Annotated in this window: 15 protein-coding genes; 6 read left to right on the top strand and 9 right to left on the bottom strand. The window is 70.5% G+C overall.

The genetic code is table 11. The features are described 5' to 3' along the window. Positions 1–83: 83 nt before the first annotated feature. On the bottom strand, positions 84–1,004 hold the full coding sequence (locus ACFC06_RS03215) for an IclR family transcriptional regulator (protein ID WP_375927342.1): 921 nt from the start codon (positions 1,002–1,004) through the stop codon (positions 84–86). Positions 1,005–1,090: 86 nt separating this feature from the next. Between ACFC06_RS03215 and cysD the strand changes: the two genes are divergently transcribed. The 5 genes from cysD to ACFC06_RS03190 are packed head-to-tail and all read left to right on the top strand — an operon-like array spanning position 1,091 to position 6,990. Beyond that, positions 1,091–1,996 carry a sulfate adenylyltransferase subunit CysD gene (gene cysD, locus ACFC06_RS03210; RefSeq protein ID WP_375927340.1) on the top strand — a complete coding sequence of 302 codons (906 nt, stop codon included), beginning with the start codon at positions 1,091–1,093 and terminating at the stop codon, positions 1,994–1,996. Then, positions 1,996–3,849 carry an adenylyl-sulfate kinase gene (cysC, locus tag ACFC06_RS03205; protein ID WP_375927338.1) on the top strand — a complete coding sequence of 618 codons (1,854 nt, stop codon included), beginning with the start codon at positions 1,996–1,998 and terminating at the stop codon, positions 3,847–3,849. The genes cysD and cysC overlap by 1 nt, the downstream gene beginning before the upstream one ends. Continuing rightward, complete coding sequence (locus ACFC06_RS03200; protein ID WP_375927336.1) at positions 3,846–5,063, top strand: hypothetical protein; 1,218 nt, start codon at positions 3,846–3,848, stop codon at positions 5,061–5,063. The genes cysC and ACFC06_RS03200 overlap by 4 nt, the downstream gene beginning before the upstream one ends. Next, positions 5,060–5,845, top strand: a complete 786-nt coding sequence (locus ACFC06_RS03195) for an SDR family oxidoreductase (protein WP_375927334.1) — start codon at positions 5,060–5,062, stop codon at positions 5,843–5,845. The genes ACFC06_RS03200 and ACFC06_RS03195 overlap by 4 nt, the downstream gene beginning before the upstream one ends. Before the next feature lie 11 nt (positions 5,846–5,856). Continuing rightward, positions 5,857–6,990, top strand: a complete 1,134-nt coding sequence (locus ACFC06_RS03190; protein WP_375927332.1) for a sulfotransferase — start codon at positions 5,857–5,859, stop codon at positions 6,988–6,990. A 1-nt stretch (position 6,991) separates the two neighbouring features. On the opposite strand, the gene ACFC06_RS03185 is transcribed toward ACFC06_RS03190, so the two are convergent. Continuing rightward, entirely contained in the window at positions 6,992–7,888 is an 897-nt protein-coding gene (locus ACFC06_RS03185) for an alpha/beta fold hydrolase (protein ID WP_375927330.1), read from the bottom strand. A gap of 82 nt (positions 7,889–7,970) precedes the next feature. Here ACFC06_RS03185 and ACFC06_RS03180 point away from each other — a divergent pair, with 82 nt between their 5' ends. Continuing rightward, positions 7,971–8,600 (top strand): winged helix-turn-helix transcriptional regulator, encoded by a 630-nt coding sequence (locus tag ACFC06_RS03180; protein ID WP_375935167.1) that lies wholly within the window; start codon positions 7,971–7,973, stop codon positions 8,598–8,600. A gap of 11 nt (positions 8,601–8,611) precedes the next feature. Here the strand turns inward: ACFC06_RS03180 and ACFC06_RS03175 are convergent, their stop codons facing one another. The 7 genes from ACFC06_RS03175 to ACFC06_RS03145 all read right to left on the bottom strand — a co-directional run bounded on the left by ACFC06_RS03175 (position 8,612) and on the right by ACFC06_RS03145 (position 15,602). Beyond that, positions 8,612–9,193 carry a hypothetical protein gene (locus ACFC06_RS03175; RefSeq protein WP_375927329.1) on the bottom strand — a complete coding sequence of 194 codons (582 nt, stop codon included), beginning with the start codon at positions 9,191–9,193 and terminating at the stop codon, positions 8,612–8,614. A gap of 54 nt (positions 9,194–9,247) precedes the next feature. After that, on the bottom strand, positions 9,248–11,032 hold the full coding sequence (locus ACFC06_RS03170; RefSeq protein WP_375927327.1) for a TerD family protein: 1,785 nt from the start codon (positions 11,030–11,032) through the stop codon (positions 9,248–9,250). A 71-nt stretch (positions 11,033–11,103) separates the two neighbouring features. After that, a complete protein-coding gene (locus ACFC06_RS03165; RefSeq protein WP_375927325.1) occupies positions 11,104–11,724 on the bottom strand; it encodes a (2Fe-2S) ferredoxin domain-containing protein in 621 nt (206 codons plus the stop codon). After that, positions 11,721–12,509, bottom strand: coding sequence for an ABC transporter ATP-binding protein (locus ACFC06_RS03160; RefSeq protein WP_375927324.1), 789 nt, complete (start codon positions 12,507–12,509; stop codon positions 11,721–11,723). Before ACFC06_RS03160 ends, ACFC06_RS03165 begins: the two co-directional genes overlap by 4 nt. After that, positions 12,506–13,573, bottom strand: a complete 1,068-nt coding sequence (locus ACFC06_RS03155) for a FecCD family ABC transporter permease (RefSeq protein ID WP_375927322.1) — start codon at positions 13,571–13,573, stop codon at positions 12,506–12,508. Before ACFC06_RS03155 ends, ACFC06_RS03160 begins: the two co-directional genes overlap by 4 nt. Next, positions 13,570–14,568 carry a FecCD family ABC transporter permease gene (locus tag ACFC06_RS03150; protein WP_375927320.1) on the bottom strand — a complete coding sequence of 333 codons (999 nt, stop codon included), beginning with the start codon at positions 14,566–14,568 and terminating at the stop codon, positions 13,570–13,572. Before ACFC06_RS03150 ends, ACFC06_RS03155 begins: the two co-directional genes overlap by 4 nt. Next, a complete protein-coding gene (locus ACFC06_RS03145) occupies positions 14,565–15,602 on the bottom strand; it encodes an ABC transporter substrate-binding protein (protein WP_375927318.1) in 1,038 nt (345 codons plus the stop codon). The genes ACFC06_RS03150 and ACFC06_RS03145 overlap by 4 nt, the downstream gene beginning before the upstream one ends. Positions 15,603–15,625 lie beyond the last annotated feature (23 nt).

The raw sequence follows: 15,625 nt of genomic DNA, 5'->3' as shown, positions 1-15,625 counted from the left end.
GCCCGACAACGCGTCCGGTCAGGGTCCCCTTCCAGCCTAACGGCGCGACCCCCGAGCAGGTGCCCCCAGCGTCCGCTTCGCTGTCACCTCGCCTCGACGGCGAGCGAGGTGCTCGCGCGAATCCGTTCCGCCGCAGCGACGGTCGCCGCGCCGAGACCGGCCAGCTCGGCGCTCGACAGCCGGGTGTCCGGGCAGGCGACCACCGAGGCGACGACGGCGCCGCGCTCGTCGCGGATCGGTGCGGCGAGGGTGACCACCGCGTTCTCGGCGCCGAGTTCGGCGGGCAGGTAGTCGATGGTGATCAGTTCGGTGATGACCGAACCGAGCTGGGCGCGCAGCGCGGCGGTGATCGGTGAATCACGCAGTCCCGCCAGGGCTTCCAGCATCGGGGTGGAGTCGTCGACGAGCCGTTCGACCGAGTAGCCGCGACTGCGGATCTCGGTGAGGACCTGGGTCAGGCGCGCACGGTGGGCCGGGTCGGCGAGCGCCAGCCAGGCCCGCTGCTCGGGTTCCGGTGCCCAGGCGACGAATTCGCGGCACACCGGTGGCGCGAGCGGCAGGCGGCGCCCCGGCCTGATCCAGCCCGCCGAGGGATCACCCACCACCTCGGTGACCACGATGCTCGCGCCGTCGCGCTCGGCGAGGAACACCGGCACCCCGGCCTGCCCGGCCAGCGCGCGCAGGTGCGGGGCGGCGGTGTGCCGCAGCGGGAATGCCGCCTCGGCCCGCCGGGCGACGGTGAGCAGCCGCAGGCCGATGCCGTAGCAGCCGTCGTCGTCGCGCACGGTCCAGCCGTCGGCGCAGAGCTGGGTGAGTACGGCGTGCGCGGTGGCCCGCGACAGTCCGGCCTCGCGCACGATCCGCGCCAGCGACAGCCGCTCGGTGGCATGGCGCGAGAGCAGCTCGATGACCTTCACGACGCGCTGGGTCGGCGGCGAGACGGCACCCGGATCCGCCGTCACCTCTTGACCGGCGCCCTCGGCCCGGCTTATCGTCGGTGTCACAATATCGAACAATAGCGTCGAATATTCGACATCGCAACCCGGGGTTGGATCAGCTCACGGATTGCGCGAACGAAGTGGGTGAACGAGTGCAGACGGGGTACGAGCTGTCGCATCTGGCGGCCCTGGAGGCCGAATCGGTGCACATCTTCCGGGAGGTGGCGGCCACCTTCGACCGGCCGGGGCTGCTGTTCTCCGGCGGCAAGGACTCGGCGGTGCTGCTGCATCTGGCCCGGCGCGCCTTCTGGCCCGCGCCGCTGCCGTTTCCGCTGCTGCACGTGGACACCGGTCACAACTTCGACGAGGTGATCGCGTTCCGTGATCGCACCGCCGAACGCACCGGCGCGCGCCTGCTGGTGGCGAAGGTCCAGGACGACATCGACGCGGGCCGCGTGGTGGAACGCCCCGGCGGCACCCGCAATCCGCTCCAGACCACCACCCTGTTGCGCGCCATCGGCGAGCATCGCTTCGACGCGGTGTTCGGCGGCGCGCGCCGTGACGAGGAGAAGGCCCGCGCCAAGGAGCGGGTGTTCAGCTTCCGCAACCGGTTCGGGGAATGGGATCCGCGAGCCCAGCGTCCGGAGGTCTGGAACCTCTACAACGGCAGGCATCAGCCCGGCGAACACATCCGGGTGTTCCCGCTGTCGAACTGGACCGAGCTCGACATCTGGGAATACATCGATCGTGAAGCCGTCGAGCTGCCCGCGCTGTACTACGCCCACCGGCGGACCGTCATCGAACGCGACGGCATGCTGCTCTCGGCGGGCCGGTTCGTCACCCCGCGCCCCGGCGAGCGCACCGTCGAAGCCACGGTGCGGTTCCGCACCGTCGGCGACGCGACCTGCACCGGATGCGTCGAGAGCGAGGCCGACACCGCCGCGAAGGTGATCGCCGAGACCGCAGCCACCCGGCTGACCGAGCGCGGCGCCACCCGCGCCGACGACCGGATCTCCGAGACCGGCATGGAAGACCGCAAGCGAGAGGGCTACTTCTGATGAGCCGCAACCTGTTGCGCCTGGCGACCGCGGGCAGCGTGGACGACGGCAAGTCCACCCTCATCGGCAGGCTGCTCTACGACTCCAAGTCGCTGTTCGACGACCAGCTCGCCGCCATCGAACGGCTGAGCACCGAACGCGGGGGCGACACGGCCGATCTGGCACTGGTCACCGACGGGCTGCGGGCCGAACGCGAGCAGGGCATCACCATCGATGTCGCCTACCGCTATGTCACCACCCCGCGGCGCAAGTTCGTCATCGCCGATACTCCCGGCCACGTGCAGTACACCCGCAATATGGTGACCGGTGCGTCCACCGCCGATCTCGCGCTGATCCTGGTCGACGCGCGCACCGGGGTGTCGGAGCAGACCCGCAGGCACGCCTTCCTGGCCACCCTGCTCGGCGTGCCGCATCTGGTGGTGTGCGTGAACAAGATGGATCTGGTGGGCTGGTCGCAGGAGCGGTTCGAGGAGATCCGGGCCGAATTCGCGACCTTCGCCGCCAAGCTCACCGTCGGTGATCTGAGCTTCGTGCCGGTCTCGGCGCTGCTCGGTGACAATGTCGTCGAGGGCTCCGAGCACATGCCCTGGTATCCGGGCCCGCCGCTGTTGCGCCACCTCGAGGACGTGCACATCGCCTCGGACCGCAATCTCATCGACGCGCGGCTGCCGATCCAGTACGTCATCCGGGCGCAGCATGGCCTCGATCACCGCAGCTACGCGGGCACTGTCGCGGGCGGCATCTTCAAGCCCGGCGACGAGGTGGTGGTGCTGCCCGCCGGGCACACCTCGCGGGTGCGCGAGATCTGGGGCCCCGGCGGCAGCAAGGTCGACGAGGCGTTCACCGGCATGGCGATCTCGCTGACCCTCGACGACGAGATCGATATCGGCCGTGGCGATCTGCTGGCCCGGCCGGGCAACCGCCCGCAGCAGGGCGCCGATCTGGACGCGATGGTGTGCTGGTTCTCCGAGACCACCCAGCTGCGCGAGGGTGCCCGCTATCTGGTGCGTACGGCGGCGCAGATCTCGCCCGCCGAGGTCACCGCCATCGACTACCAGCTCGACGTGAACACCCTGCACCGGCGCGAGGACGTGGAGGCGTTGTCGCTCAACGACATCGCCCGGGTGCGACTGCGCAGCCGTGCGCCGCTGCTGTTCGACCCGTACCGGGAGAACCGGCGCACCGGCAGCTTCATCCTCGTCGACCCGGTGACCGATCAGACCGTCGCCGCGGGCATGGTCACCGGCCGCGACACCGGCACGCACCCGTCCTCGGCGACGGTGGTCTGGCATCGTTCGGCGGTCGGGCGCGCGGACCGCGCGCACGCGGGCGCCACGATCTGGCTGACCGGGCTGTCGGGGTCGGGCAAGTCGACGATCGCGGTCGAGGTGGAACGTCTGCTGGTCGCGGCGGGGCGGGCCGCCTATCTGCTCGACGGCGACAATCTGCGGCACGGGCTCAATGCCGGTCTCGGGTTCTCCGCGGCCGACCGGGACGAGAACGTGCGCCGGGTCGCCGAGGTCGCGGCCCTGTTCGCCGATTCCGGTGCGGTGGCGATCGTGTCGGTGATCAGCCCGTTCGCCGCCCAGCGGGCCGCGGCGCGCACCACCCACACCGGGCGGGGTCTGCCGTTCCACGAGGTCTTCGTCGACACGTCCCTGGCCGAATGCGAGCGACGCGACCCCAAGGGCCTCTACGCCAAGGCCCGCGCGGGCGAACTGCCCGGCTTCACCGGCATCGGCTCGCCCTATGAGCGGCCCGGGAACGCCGATCTCGTCATCACCCCCGATCTGGGCTCCCCCGCCGAGATCGCCGCCCATATCCTCCGAGAGCTAGGAATCACAGTCCGTTGACCCACTCCAGCACCGCCACCGAAGCCGGGAGCACCGCGCCACCGGAATCGCTCACCGCGCCGTTCACGGCCGCGGTGGCCCAGGCCGAACAGCTCATCGCCGGCGCCGAATTCGTCCGCGGCGAGGCCGATCTCGCCGAGGGCTACGACTATCTGGCCGCGAGCGTCGCCGCCTGCCTGCGGCTGTCCGGCGCGCACGGCACCAGCCACCCGTATTTCGTGTCCTCGACCGGCCCCTACGCCAAGATGGGCCTGGACAATCCGGACACCCTCTACTACCACGCGAATATCGAACCGGGCGCCGAGTACGTGGTGAGCGGCGTGCGCGGCAGCACCGTCGACCTCAGTTTCCAGGTGCTCAAAGGCGATTACACCGCGACCGAGGTTCCCGGCGGCGAGGACGCCTTCGACGACCGGCGCATCCCGATCGCCGAGGACGGCAGCTTCTCGATCCGCTTCGGCCCGGCCGAAGCCGATGCCGAGCCCGGCTATTTCGCGCTCGGTGAGGGCGCGTCGATGCTGGCCGTGCGCGAGGTCTACGGCGACTGGACCGAACGCAAGGGCTCGATCCGGATCGAACGCGTCGACACCCTCGGCACGGCGCCGGTCGAGCCCGACCTGGCCCGGATGCGCAAACGCTACGGCGCCGCGGCCAAGATGCTGCTCACCCGCGTGCACACCTGGTTCAACTTCCCGAAGTGGTTCTATCTGGACCTGCCGGTGAACACGCTCACCGCACCCCGGCTCACCCCGGGTGGATTGAGCACCCAGTACTCGTCGGTGGGACATTTCGATCTGGCCGACGATCAGGCACTCGTGATCACCGTGCCGAAATCGGATGCGCCGTACCAGGGTTTCCAGCTGGGCAGTCTCTGGTACATCTCGCTCGACTACGTCAACCACCAGACCAGCCTCAACCACACCCAGGCCCAGGTCGATCCGGACGGCCTGATCCGGATGGTGGTGAGCAAGCAGAACCCCGGCCTCGCCAACTGGATCGAGACCACCGGTCGCACCCGCGGCATCCTCCAATTCCGCTGGCAGCGCACCGACCGCCCCATGACCGAGGCCGACGGCCCGACAGCGACGGTCGTGCCGTTCGCCGAGATCGCCGAACACCTCCCCCACTTCGACCACAACCGGATCGACGCCACGGGATGGCGCGACCGGATCGCCGCCCGGCAGCGGGCTTTCGCGGAAAGGATGCTCGGATGAGCGGGGCACTGCTGGACGGAAAGGTCGTCGTCGTCTCCGGTGTCGGCCCGGGCCTGGGCCGGTCGATCTGCCTGGAGGCCGCGACCGCAGGCGCGACGGTCGTGCTGGCGGCGCGGACCGAATCGCGGTTGCTCGAGGTGGCCGCCGAGATCGAGGCCGCCGGGGGCGCGACATTGTGTGTGCCGACCGACATCACCGACGACACCGCCGTGGCGAACCTGGTGAGCCGCACGGTGGAGACGTTCGGCCGGGTGGACGCGCTGGTCAACAACGCGTTCTCGGTGCCGTCGATGAAGCCGCTGGACCGCACCGATTTCGACCACATCCGGTCCAGTCTGGACATGACCGTGCTCGGCGGGCTGCGGATGACCCAGGCGTTCGCCCCGGCGCTGGCCGAGGCCAAAGGTGCTGTGGTGATGATCAATTCGATGGTCGTGCGGCATTCCGAACCGCGCTACGGCAGCTACAAACTGACCAAGGCCGCGCTGCTGGCCATGTCGCAGACCCTGGCCACCGAGCTCGGCGGCAAAGGCGTGCGGGTCAACAGCGTGCTGCCGGGCTACATCTGGACCGATCAGCTGAAGTGGTACTTCACGCAGGTCGCCGAGAAGTACGGCATCACCGTCGAACAGGTCTATGAGCAGACCGCGTCGAAATCGGATCTGAAGCGGCTGCCCGAGCCCGAGGAGATCGCCAGGGCCGTGGTGTTCCTCGCCTCGGACTGGTCCTCGGCGATCACCGGCCAGACCCTCGACGTCAACTGCGGCGAATACCACAATTAGGAGCTTGTCCGATGACCGTGCGCACCGATGTCGGCACCGTGGCCGACCTGCACGCCTCCGCCACCAAACTCACCGGTCTCACCGATTTCGGGACCGACGACTACACCGAGGCACTCCAGGTGCTGCTCGACTCGTATCGCGACGAGGCCGGGCTCACCGAGCTCGGCAGCAAGATGTCGCGGTTCTTCCTGCGCGGCACGCTCGTGGCCCGCGCGTTGAGTGAAGCCGCCTGGGCGGCCAACCCCGGCTACGTCGACACGCCCGTCACGCGGCCGATCTTCGTCACCGGACTGCCGCGCACCGGCACCACCGCCCTGCACCGGCTGCTGGCCGCCGACCCCGCGAACCAGGGCCTCGAGATGTGGCTGACCGATTTCCCGCAGCCGCGCCCGCCGCGCGAGAGCTGGGACGGCAATCCCGCCTACCGGCAGATCGACGCGGGCCTGAAGCAGCATCAGGTGCAGAACCCGGAATTCATGGGCCTGCACTACATGAGCGCCGCCGATGTGGAGGAATGCTGGCAGCTGCTGCGTCAGTCGGGCACCTCGCATTCCTACGAGTGTCTGGCCTACGTCCCGAGTTACGCGCAATGGCTCTCGCGTCAGGATTGGACGCCCGCCTACGCGCGGCACCGCCGCAATCTACAGCTCATCGGGATGAACGACACCCGGCGCTGGGTGCTCAAGAACCCGAGTCACCTGTTCTGCCTGGACGCGCTGCTCGCGGTCTACCCGGACGCGATCGTCATCCAGACCCACCGCGACCCGGCCACCATCATCCCGTCGGTGTGCAGTCTCAACGAGCACGCCACGCGCGGCTGGTCGACCGTGTTCACCGGCGAGACCATCGGCCGCACCCAGCTCGACCTGTGGTCGCGGGGCCTGCGCGAGTTCAGCGCCGCCCGCGCCCGGCACGCCGACGCCACCTTCCTCGATGTCGAATTCGACGACCTGCGCGCCGATCCCGCCGGCGTGGTCGACCGCATCTACACCGAGATCGGTGCCGAGTTCACCCCGGCGGCCCGCGCCGCCATCACCGCCCTGGACGACGAAAGCCGCACCGGCGACCGCAAACCCACCCACCGCTACTCCCTGGCCGACTACGGCCTGACCGAGGCGATGGTGGCCGACGCCTTCGGCCGCTGAGCTACCCCTGCCCGTTCGTCGCCGCGGCCCACTCGCGGACCGCGGCGACGAACTCCTCGGGCGCGTCGGATTCCACGTAGGTCCCCGCGCCTTCCACGATCACGGTCGTGTGGTCGCTGAAGGTGGCTTCCAGACGCTCGCGCTCCTGGGCGCGGAAGGCGATGTCGGCGTCACCCCAGACGATCAGTGTCGGCAGGTCGGCGATGTCGGCGAGCCCGGTCTCGACCTCGGCGAAGAAGTCCCGACTGGCCAGCACGCGGCCGGGCAGTACGGCGGAGGCCTGGCGGCGTTCCGGGGTGTCCAGTGCCTTGCTGTAGTGGGTCATCTCGGCCGCGGTGGGCTTGCGCCTGCGGTGGCCGGTGGGGATGAAGGCATCGACCAGGAGATTGAACCGCCGGACCAGGAATCGGACCGCCGGACCACCGACGATGCGGCCGAACGCCTCGAAGTGCAGGATGCCGTTGACCGGCCAGGCCCAGGTGTTCGCGAGCACCAGCCGATCGAAGACACCCGGGCGCCGCTGCGCCACCGCCAAGCCGATCACCCCGCCCCAGTCCTGGCCGACCAGCGTGACCGCGTCGAGGCCGAGCGCGTCGACGAACCCGGTGACCACGCCGGCGTGCTCTTCCGGCAGGAACCGGTAGCCCGCCTTCGGCCTCGACAGCCCGAAGCCCGGGTAGTCGAGGGCGACGCACCGGAAGTCGGCGCGCAGGTCGCGGATCACGTCGCGCCAGAGGAACGACCAGGTCGGGTTGCCGTGCAGGAACAGCAGCGTGGGGCCCGATCCCTCGTCGAGGTAATGCACGGTGTGCCCGTCGATGTCGAGGAATCGGCTCTCGAACGGGAACAACTCGTCGTCGACCCAGCCGGGCCGCACGCTTTCGGTGGTTCCGGTCATGGCGGCCCCCTTCAGGGCTCGACAACAGGTATACTTGAGAATCTCACGTGCACTGGAGATTTTCAAGCGAATGTAGGAAATGATGCGTAGCTACGGCCAGTACTGCGGGCTCGCCCGATCGCTCGAAGTGGTCGGCGATCGATGGAATCTGCTCATCGTCCGCGAGCTTCTCGTCGGCCCTGCCCGCTACCGGGATCTCATCGCGGGCCTGCCCGGCGTCGCGACGAACCTGCTCGCCGACCGGCTGCGGGATCTCGAATCCGCGGGCGTGGTCGAGCGCAGGCTGACCGGCGCGGGCAGCGTGGTCGAATACGCCCTCACACCGTGGGGTGCCGAGCTGCGCGAGCCGATCGAGGGACTCATTCGCTGGTCCACCCCGCTGATGGCGCGCGGCCCCGCCGACGGTGACGCCTTCCGCCCCGGCTGGCTCGCCCTCGCCCTCCCCGCACTGCTCGACGCGCGGGTCACCGAACCTCCGCCGGTGGCGATCGGCATCGAGGTCGGCGACTCCCCGCTGCGATTGAGCGCGACACCGGCGGGTTTCGCAGTCACCCCGAAGGACGGCCGACCACTCGACGCCACCCTGCGCGCCGAACCGGCCTACATCCTCGGTCTCGCCGCGGGCGCCATCCCCCTCGACGACGCCCGCACCCTCGGCCTGATCGCGATCGAAGGCGACGAGACCGCCGTCCGCGCCGCCTTCGGTCACTGAACCTCGGGACGCTACCCGGCCCAGAAACCGATGAGATCCTTGTCGGCGGCCTTGGATTCGCGGAACCACTCGACGATGTCGTCGGCATAGCCGCCGTGGTCGTCTGGTCCGGCGGCGATGGCCTCCCACTCGGCCAGTTGTTCCGCGCAGCTCTGCTTGCCGATGTGGCCCCAGCCGTTCTCCTCGGTACTGGGAAACGGGCCCTCGCCGTCCATGTCGGCGGCCAGACTCAGGATTACATCGGGCAGGCCGTCGTAGCCGAACCAGAAGCTCACGTCTCCGATGCCCGAACCCAGTTCGGCGCAGATCGACTCGAGCGCGGAGACATAGGCGTGCGCGTGACTCTCGGTATACGGCCCACCGGCGAAGATCGCTCGCAGCGCGTGAGGCGCCTGGGCGTCCTCGCACAGGTAGCACTCCTCGCACTCGGCGCCCTCGCACTCGGGGTCACCGCACGGTTCGCAGCACTCGTCCTCCGCATCGTGCTCGGGCAGATCCGCCAGCAGCCGTCGGAGGAATTCCTCGTCCCCGGAACCGATGACGGCCTCGAGGTCCGCCAGGTCGACGAGATACACCTGCAAGATATGTGACACGTCGCGAATCCTATTCGGCCGCACCGACACTCACACCGAGGGCCGGTCCCGAGGTCAGTCGGCGACCTCCACGCCGTAGCGATCGACGAGAGCGGCCAGATCGGTTTCGTAACCCTGGCCGACCGCCCGCAGGCGCCAGGTGTCGGCCCGCAGGTAGAGCTCGGCGAGTAGCAGGGTGCGTTCCGTGGTCGCCGCGTCGAGGGTGGCGCGCAGCAGGGTGCCCGATTCGGGGCCGGTGGCGATCTCGAGCTCGACGGCACCGACCTCGCCGAAGGTGCGGCCCACGCCGTCGAGCGCGGCGGCGAACACGATGCGCCGGCAGTGTTCGGGCAGGTCGTCGAGGGTGATCGTGATGGCCTGCTCGTTCGGGCCGTCCTCGGACAGTCTGGCGCCGGGCGTTTCGGGCTGGTTGTAGAACACGAAATCGCTGGAATCGGTGACCTTTTCGGTGTCGTCCACCAGGAAGGCGACGAGGTCGACGGCCTGGTCGTCGAGCTGGTTCCAGGTGGCACGCAGTGCCCAGGTGCGGTCGGTGGTGGGCAGGTCGACCACCTGGCCGCGCGACAGTTGCGTCACGTCCGGTTCCGGGTTCGGTTGCTCGCGGGGCGCCGCGGCGCCGGATTCGAGCAGTTGCGGTCCGTGGACGGTGAGTGCGAGCTCGCCCGCCCTGTGCACGCGGCGGTCGGTGTCGCCGCCGTCGAGCACGAGCAGATCGGTCACCGTCGCCGACAGGTTCACCGCGACCGAGCCGCCCAGCGCGACGATCCGTGCCCGCGCGGCGGCGGCCTCGTCGTGGGTGCCGCCGAGGACCAGCACCCGGCGCCCCGACAGCGGACCGGTCGTCGGCCGGGGACGCGGCGCGGTTCGGCCCTCGACGGCCGGACGGGGCTGTCCTGTGGCCGAGCGGGGCTGTCCAGGTTCGATGGCGTCGAGCAAAGCGAGGAAGCGTGCCTCGCCGACGATCGGAGTGGCGAATTCGGCTGCCTTGCGGGCTTTCCCGCTCCCCGAAGACGCGTCGTCGGTGACGAGCACGCTGGTGCGCCGGCTCACCGTCCCGGTCACATCGAGCCCGGCGGCCTCGGCGCGGGCGACCAGTTCCTCCCGGTCGATGCGGGTCTCGCCGGTGAAAGCGACCTTCATCCCCTGCCGCAGCGGCCCTCCGGCGGGCATCGTCCCCGGATAGGCGAAGGCGCACGGCTGTTTCGGGCCGCGCCGCTGTGCGGGCCAGCGGGGTCCGGCGGCGCGGGCCGTGTCGTCGGCGCAGTCGAGCAGCGGTGCGGCGATGCCCAGGTGCGCGGCATCGGCGATCAAGGCACGCAGCACCTGGACGAGCACCCGGGAGTCGTCGAGGGCGTCGTGGGCTTTGCGCTGGGGCACACCGTAATACGACGCGAGCGTGCCCAGCTTGTAGTCCGGGGTCGGTGGCGCCACCCGCCGGGCCAGCGCGAGGGTGCACAGGCGACGGTCCACCGGCAGCCGAGCACCGGTCCTGGCGAACTCCCTGGCGAGGAATCCGTAGTCGAACAACGCGTTGTGCGCCACCAGCACCCGGCCGTCGAGCAACCCGGACAGGCGGTCGCGTACCTGACCGAACTCCGGCGATCCGCGCAGCACCTCGGCGGTCAGGCCGTGGATGTGGACCGGTCCGGGATCACAGCCGGGATCGAGCAGCGTGTGGAACTCCTCGCTCACCCGGCCCGCGCTGTCGAGGGTGAGCGCCGCGACCGAGAGCACCCGGTGCTGGTGCGGCCGCAGGCCCGAGGTCTCGACGTCCACGACAGTGAACGCGCCGAACCCGGCCACCTGCTGTTGCTCGTCGTCCTGTGTCATCACCCGCATGAGCTTCGCATCGTAGACGGCCGCCGAAATGTTGCGGGCCACTTCGTGATTCCCGCCTCCGTACCGGCGCGCTAGTCGTCGGCCTTTCCGTCTGATGCCGGTTCGAGGGCGTTCGTATGCCATTCGCCGTCGGGATAGGTGATGTAGAGCGGGCCCAGGTTGCAGGGGTTGAGACAGCCGGTGGGGGTGACCAGAGCGGTGGGGTGGTCGCGACGCAGGGTGCGGTGCAGTTCGGCGGCGCCGTAGACGGTGCAGCGTGGGCCGCGGCAGACGAGGATGTGGGCGGTGTGCTCGGGGATCTTCGACCAGGCCGGACTGCGGAAGGCGCGCGGGCTGGCGGTGACCGGGTCGCCGTCCTCGCGCATCAGCGCCCGCACCACCTCGGTGAAAGCCGGTGTGCTGTCGGCACCTTCGGTGACCCGGACGTCGAGTTCGCGGGCGCGGGTCTCCATCCAGTTGGCGACCGCGCGGGCGATCCAGGTCTCCAGGTAGCGGTCGCGGGGTACGGCCAGCGGGATCAGGGTGACCGGGATGTCGTCGCGGGCCGCGTCGTCGAGGACGTCGTGGATGGTCGGCTCACCCTGATCGAGCAGGGCGTAGCCGATCCCGCAGGCCTCGGCCAGGGCGGTGACGGCGGGCAGGTCCACACCCGACGGGGTGGGCCGGGCGACCAGGACGTGACGGCGCGTCATCGGGCACCCACCGCGCGCCCGGCCGGAACCACCAGGGGTGTGCCGGTCATCGGGTCGTCGATCACCGCGCACCGCACCCCGAAGACCTCCGCGACGAGGTCCGGGCGGACGATCTCGGCGGGCGTCCCCTGCGCGACCGCCCGGCCGTCCTTCATCGCCACCAGATGATCGGCGTAGCGGGCGGCCAGGTTCAGATCGTGCAGGACGGCGATGATGGTGCGCGGCAACAGGTTGCGCAGCACATCGAGCACATCGAGCTGATGGGCCAGGTCGAGGAAGGTGGTCGGCTCGTCGAGCAGCATCACCTCCGGGTCCTGGGCGATCGCCAGTGCGAGCCAGACGCGTTGCTTCTGCCCGCCGGAGAGCTGGTCGACCGTGCGCTCGACCAGGTCGAGGGTGTCGGTCGCGGTGAGTGCCGCGCGCACCGCGGCCTCGTCCTCGGCCGACCACTGCCGGAACCAGCGCTGATGGGGATGGCGACCCCGCCCGACGAGTTCACCGACGGTGATGCCGTCGGGCGCGACCGGCTGCTGCGGCAGCATGCCGACCCGGCGCGCCACCGTCCGGGCCTGCTGCGGGGCGATATCGGCGCCGTCGAGCAGCACCGCCCCGGCGCTGGGCCGGATCAGCCGGGCGAGGCCGCGCAGCAGCGTCGACTTGCCGCAGCCGTTGCGGCCGACGATGACGGTGAACCGGCCGGGCGGGAAATCGACGGTGGCATCGGAGACGATCGCGGTGGCGCCGTAGGCGAGCGTGAGGGCTTCGGTGGTCAGATGTGCGGTCATCCAGCGTGTCCGATCCGGGTTGCGCGGGCGAGGAGATAGACGAGCACCGGGGTGCCGAGCAGCGCGGTCACCACGCCGACCGGCAGTTCCGCCGGGAACAACCGGCGGGCCGCCAGATCGGCGGCGACCACCAGCAATGCCCCGGCCGCGGCGGCGGGCGCGAGTCCGGCCCCGCGTTCGGCGAGCAGACGCCGCACGATCTGCGGCGCGACCAGCGCCACGAAGGCGATGGGCCCGGCCGCGGCGGTGGCCAGGGTGGCGGCGGCCGCCGCGACGACGATCAGCACCGTGCGGTGCGGGCCGCGCCTGCCCGCCAGCGAATTCGCCAGTTCGTCGCCCAGTTCGAGCAGCGGCAGCGACCGGGCCGACACGATCAACACCGGCACGGTCACGACAAGTGCCGCGGCGGCGAACCAGACGTGCGGCCAGTCCCGATTGGCGAGACTGCCGGTGAGCCACATCGCCGCCGTATGTGCCTGGTAGGCATCGACTCTGGTGAGCACGAAGGCGATGGCCGAGGACAACATGGCGGTCACGCCGATACCGACGAGCACGAGCCGGTAGCCGTCGAGGCCGTCCTTGGTCGCCACTGCCAGGATCGACGCCATCGCCACGAACGCCCCGGCCAGCGCGCCACCGACCAGCCAGAGACCGGTGCCGCCGAGCACGGCGCTCACCACCAGCGCACCGAGCGACGCGCCCGCGTTGATCCCGATGATCTCCGGGCTGACCAGCGGATTCGTCGCGATGCGCTGCAGGATCGCTCCCGCCAGCGCGAAGGCGGCACCCACGCACAGACCGGTGAGCACGCGCGGCAGCCGGTCGGCGACGACCACGTCGTATTCGATGAGCGTGCCGCCACCGCCGAGGACCCGCAGCACATCGGCGGTCGTGAGCGGATAGTGGCCGACGGTCAGCGACCACGCCCCCACCGCCAGTGCCGCCGCGGTGAACAGCACGGTCAGCAGCGCGGACCGGCGCTGGACGCGCAGCACCACGCGCCTGCCCGGCGAGCGCAGCAGCAGGGTGTCGCGGGGCAGGACGCGGGGTTCGGTGGCCGTCACAGCGCCGCCACCTTCCGGTTGCGCACCAGGTACAGGAAGAACGGCGCCCCGGCGAAGGCGGTGACGATGCCGACCTGGATCTCCTGGGGCCGCACCGCCACCCGCCCGAGGATGTCGGCCAGCAACAGCAGGGTGGGCCCGAACAGGGCCGACCAGGCGAGCACCCAGCGATAGTCGGGTCCGCCGACGGCGCGGGCGATGTGCGGGACCACCAGGCCCACGAACGCGATCGGCCCCGCCACGGCCACCGCCGAGCCGGCCAGCAGCACCACCGCGCCCGCCCCGGTGACGCGCACGGCGACCAGCCGCGTGCCGAGCGTGCGGGCCATGTCGTCGCCGATGGCGATGGCGTTCAACGGCCGCGCTACCCCCAGGGCGAGGACCGCGCCCGCCGCGATGAAAGGCACGACCGCCCAGACCGATTCGGCCTCGGCGCGAGCCAGCGACCCGACCACCCAGAACCGGAAGTTGTCGAAGGTGGTCCGGTCCAGCAGCGTGATGGCCGTGGTGATCGAGGCGCACAGCGCGGTGCACGCGGCACCGGCCAGCGCCAGCTTCACCGGCGTCGCCCCACCGAAGCCCAGCGATCCCAGGGTGTAGACGAACGCGGCGGCCACCGCGGCGCCGAGGAAGGCGAACCAGATGAACCCCGAGGTGGTGGCCACGCCCAGCGTGCCCATGGCGAGCACGATGGCCAGCGAGGCACCGGCGTTGACACCGAGCAGTCCGGGGCCCGCGAGTGGGTTGCGGGTCAGGCCCTGCATCACCACGCCGGCCAGCGCGAGCGCCACCCCCGCGAGCAGGCCCGCCACCGTTCTCGGCATCCGGATGTAGCGCACGATGCGGTCGGTGTCGGTGCCACGGAAGTCGGTGAACGCCGCGATCGCGTCGTCGAGGGCGAGCGGGTGCGTGCCGATCAGCACCGAGGCCACGCAGACAGCGGTGAGCGCGGCACCGGCCAGGAGCAGGCCGGTGCCGCGGGCGGTGCGGGTCACCGGCCGAACAGCTCGGGGTGGATCAGTTCGGCGACCAGTTCGGTCGCGTGCGCGATCCGGACACCGGCGGCCCGGTCCGCGAACAGGAACGGGTGCACCGCACCGGCCCGCACGGCGGTCAGGTTCGCGAACGCCGGGTTGCCGACGATCTTGTCGACCTGCGGCTGCGCGTCGGCGCGGGTATAGGTGGCCTTGCAGCACTGGCTGGTCAGGATGATGTCGGGATCGGCGGCGATGAGGGCTTCCGCGCTGATCGGCACATTGCGGCGCTCGGTGAGATCGGCGAAGGCGTTCACCCCGCCCGCCGCCTCGATGATCTGGGTGACGAAGTCGATCCCGCCCGCGACGGTGTAGGACCCGTCGTCCTTGGGCGTGAGGACCGCGACCCGTGGCCGGGCGGCGTCGGCGACCTTGGCGCGCACCGCCGCGATCCGCGCGGTCAGCTGTGTGACCACTTCTTCGGCGCGCTCGTCGACACCCCACAGCGCGCCCAGATCACGCAGGTCGGCGTACACATTGTCGAAACGCACGGTCTTCGGGTCGATCGCCTCGTCGGCCAGTCCGTCCGCGCTCGGGCACAGCGGGCTCAGCACCCAGGTCCGCACACCCAGCTCGTGCAGGCTGCCGCGGGTGCCCACGCTGTTCTGCGCGGAGGCCGCGAAGACGCCGTTGTAGCCCGAGAGCACGAAATCCGGCTTCTTCGCCAGCAGTTCGTCACGGCTGGGCAGCTTCTCGACGTAGTCCGACTTCGCCTGCGCGTCACGGTATTCGGGCAGCACGGCCGCATCGAGGAACGCCGTCTGCACGAGCCGGTCGGTGACGCCGAGGGCGTGCGCGATCTCGATCGAGGGCTGGTAGGCGGCGTAGATGCGCTGCGGTGGGGAGCCGACGGCGACATCGAGGCCGCAGTTGGCACGGGTGACGGCATTCGCGCCGGTGGTGGCCGGTGCGGGTGGGGCACCGCACCCGGCGACGACGATCGCGCAGGCGATCAGCGCGCCGGTACGCAGGCGCGCGACAACAGAGGGGGTCAAGATGACGGCCTTCCAGGTCCTCG

It is taken from the genome of Nocardia sp. NPDC056064 (assembly GCF_042266925.1).
In the GTDB taxonomy this organism is placed as follows: Bacteria; Actinomycetota; Actinomycetes; order Mycobacteriales; family Mycobacteriaceae; genus Nocardia.
The sequence above is the reverse complement of the archived record's forward strand: the minus strand, read 5'-3'. Positions and strand labels throughout refer to the sequence as shown.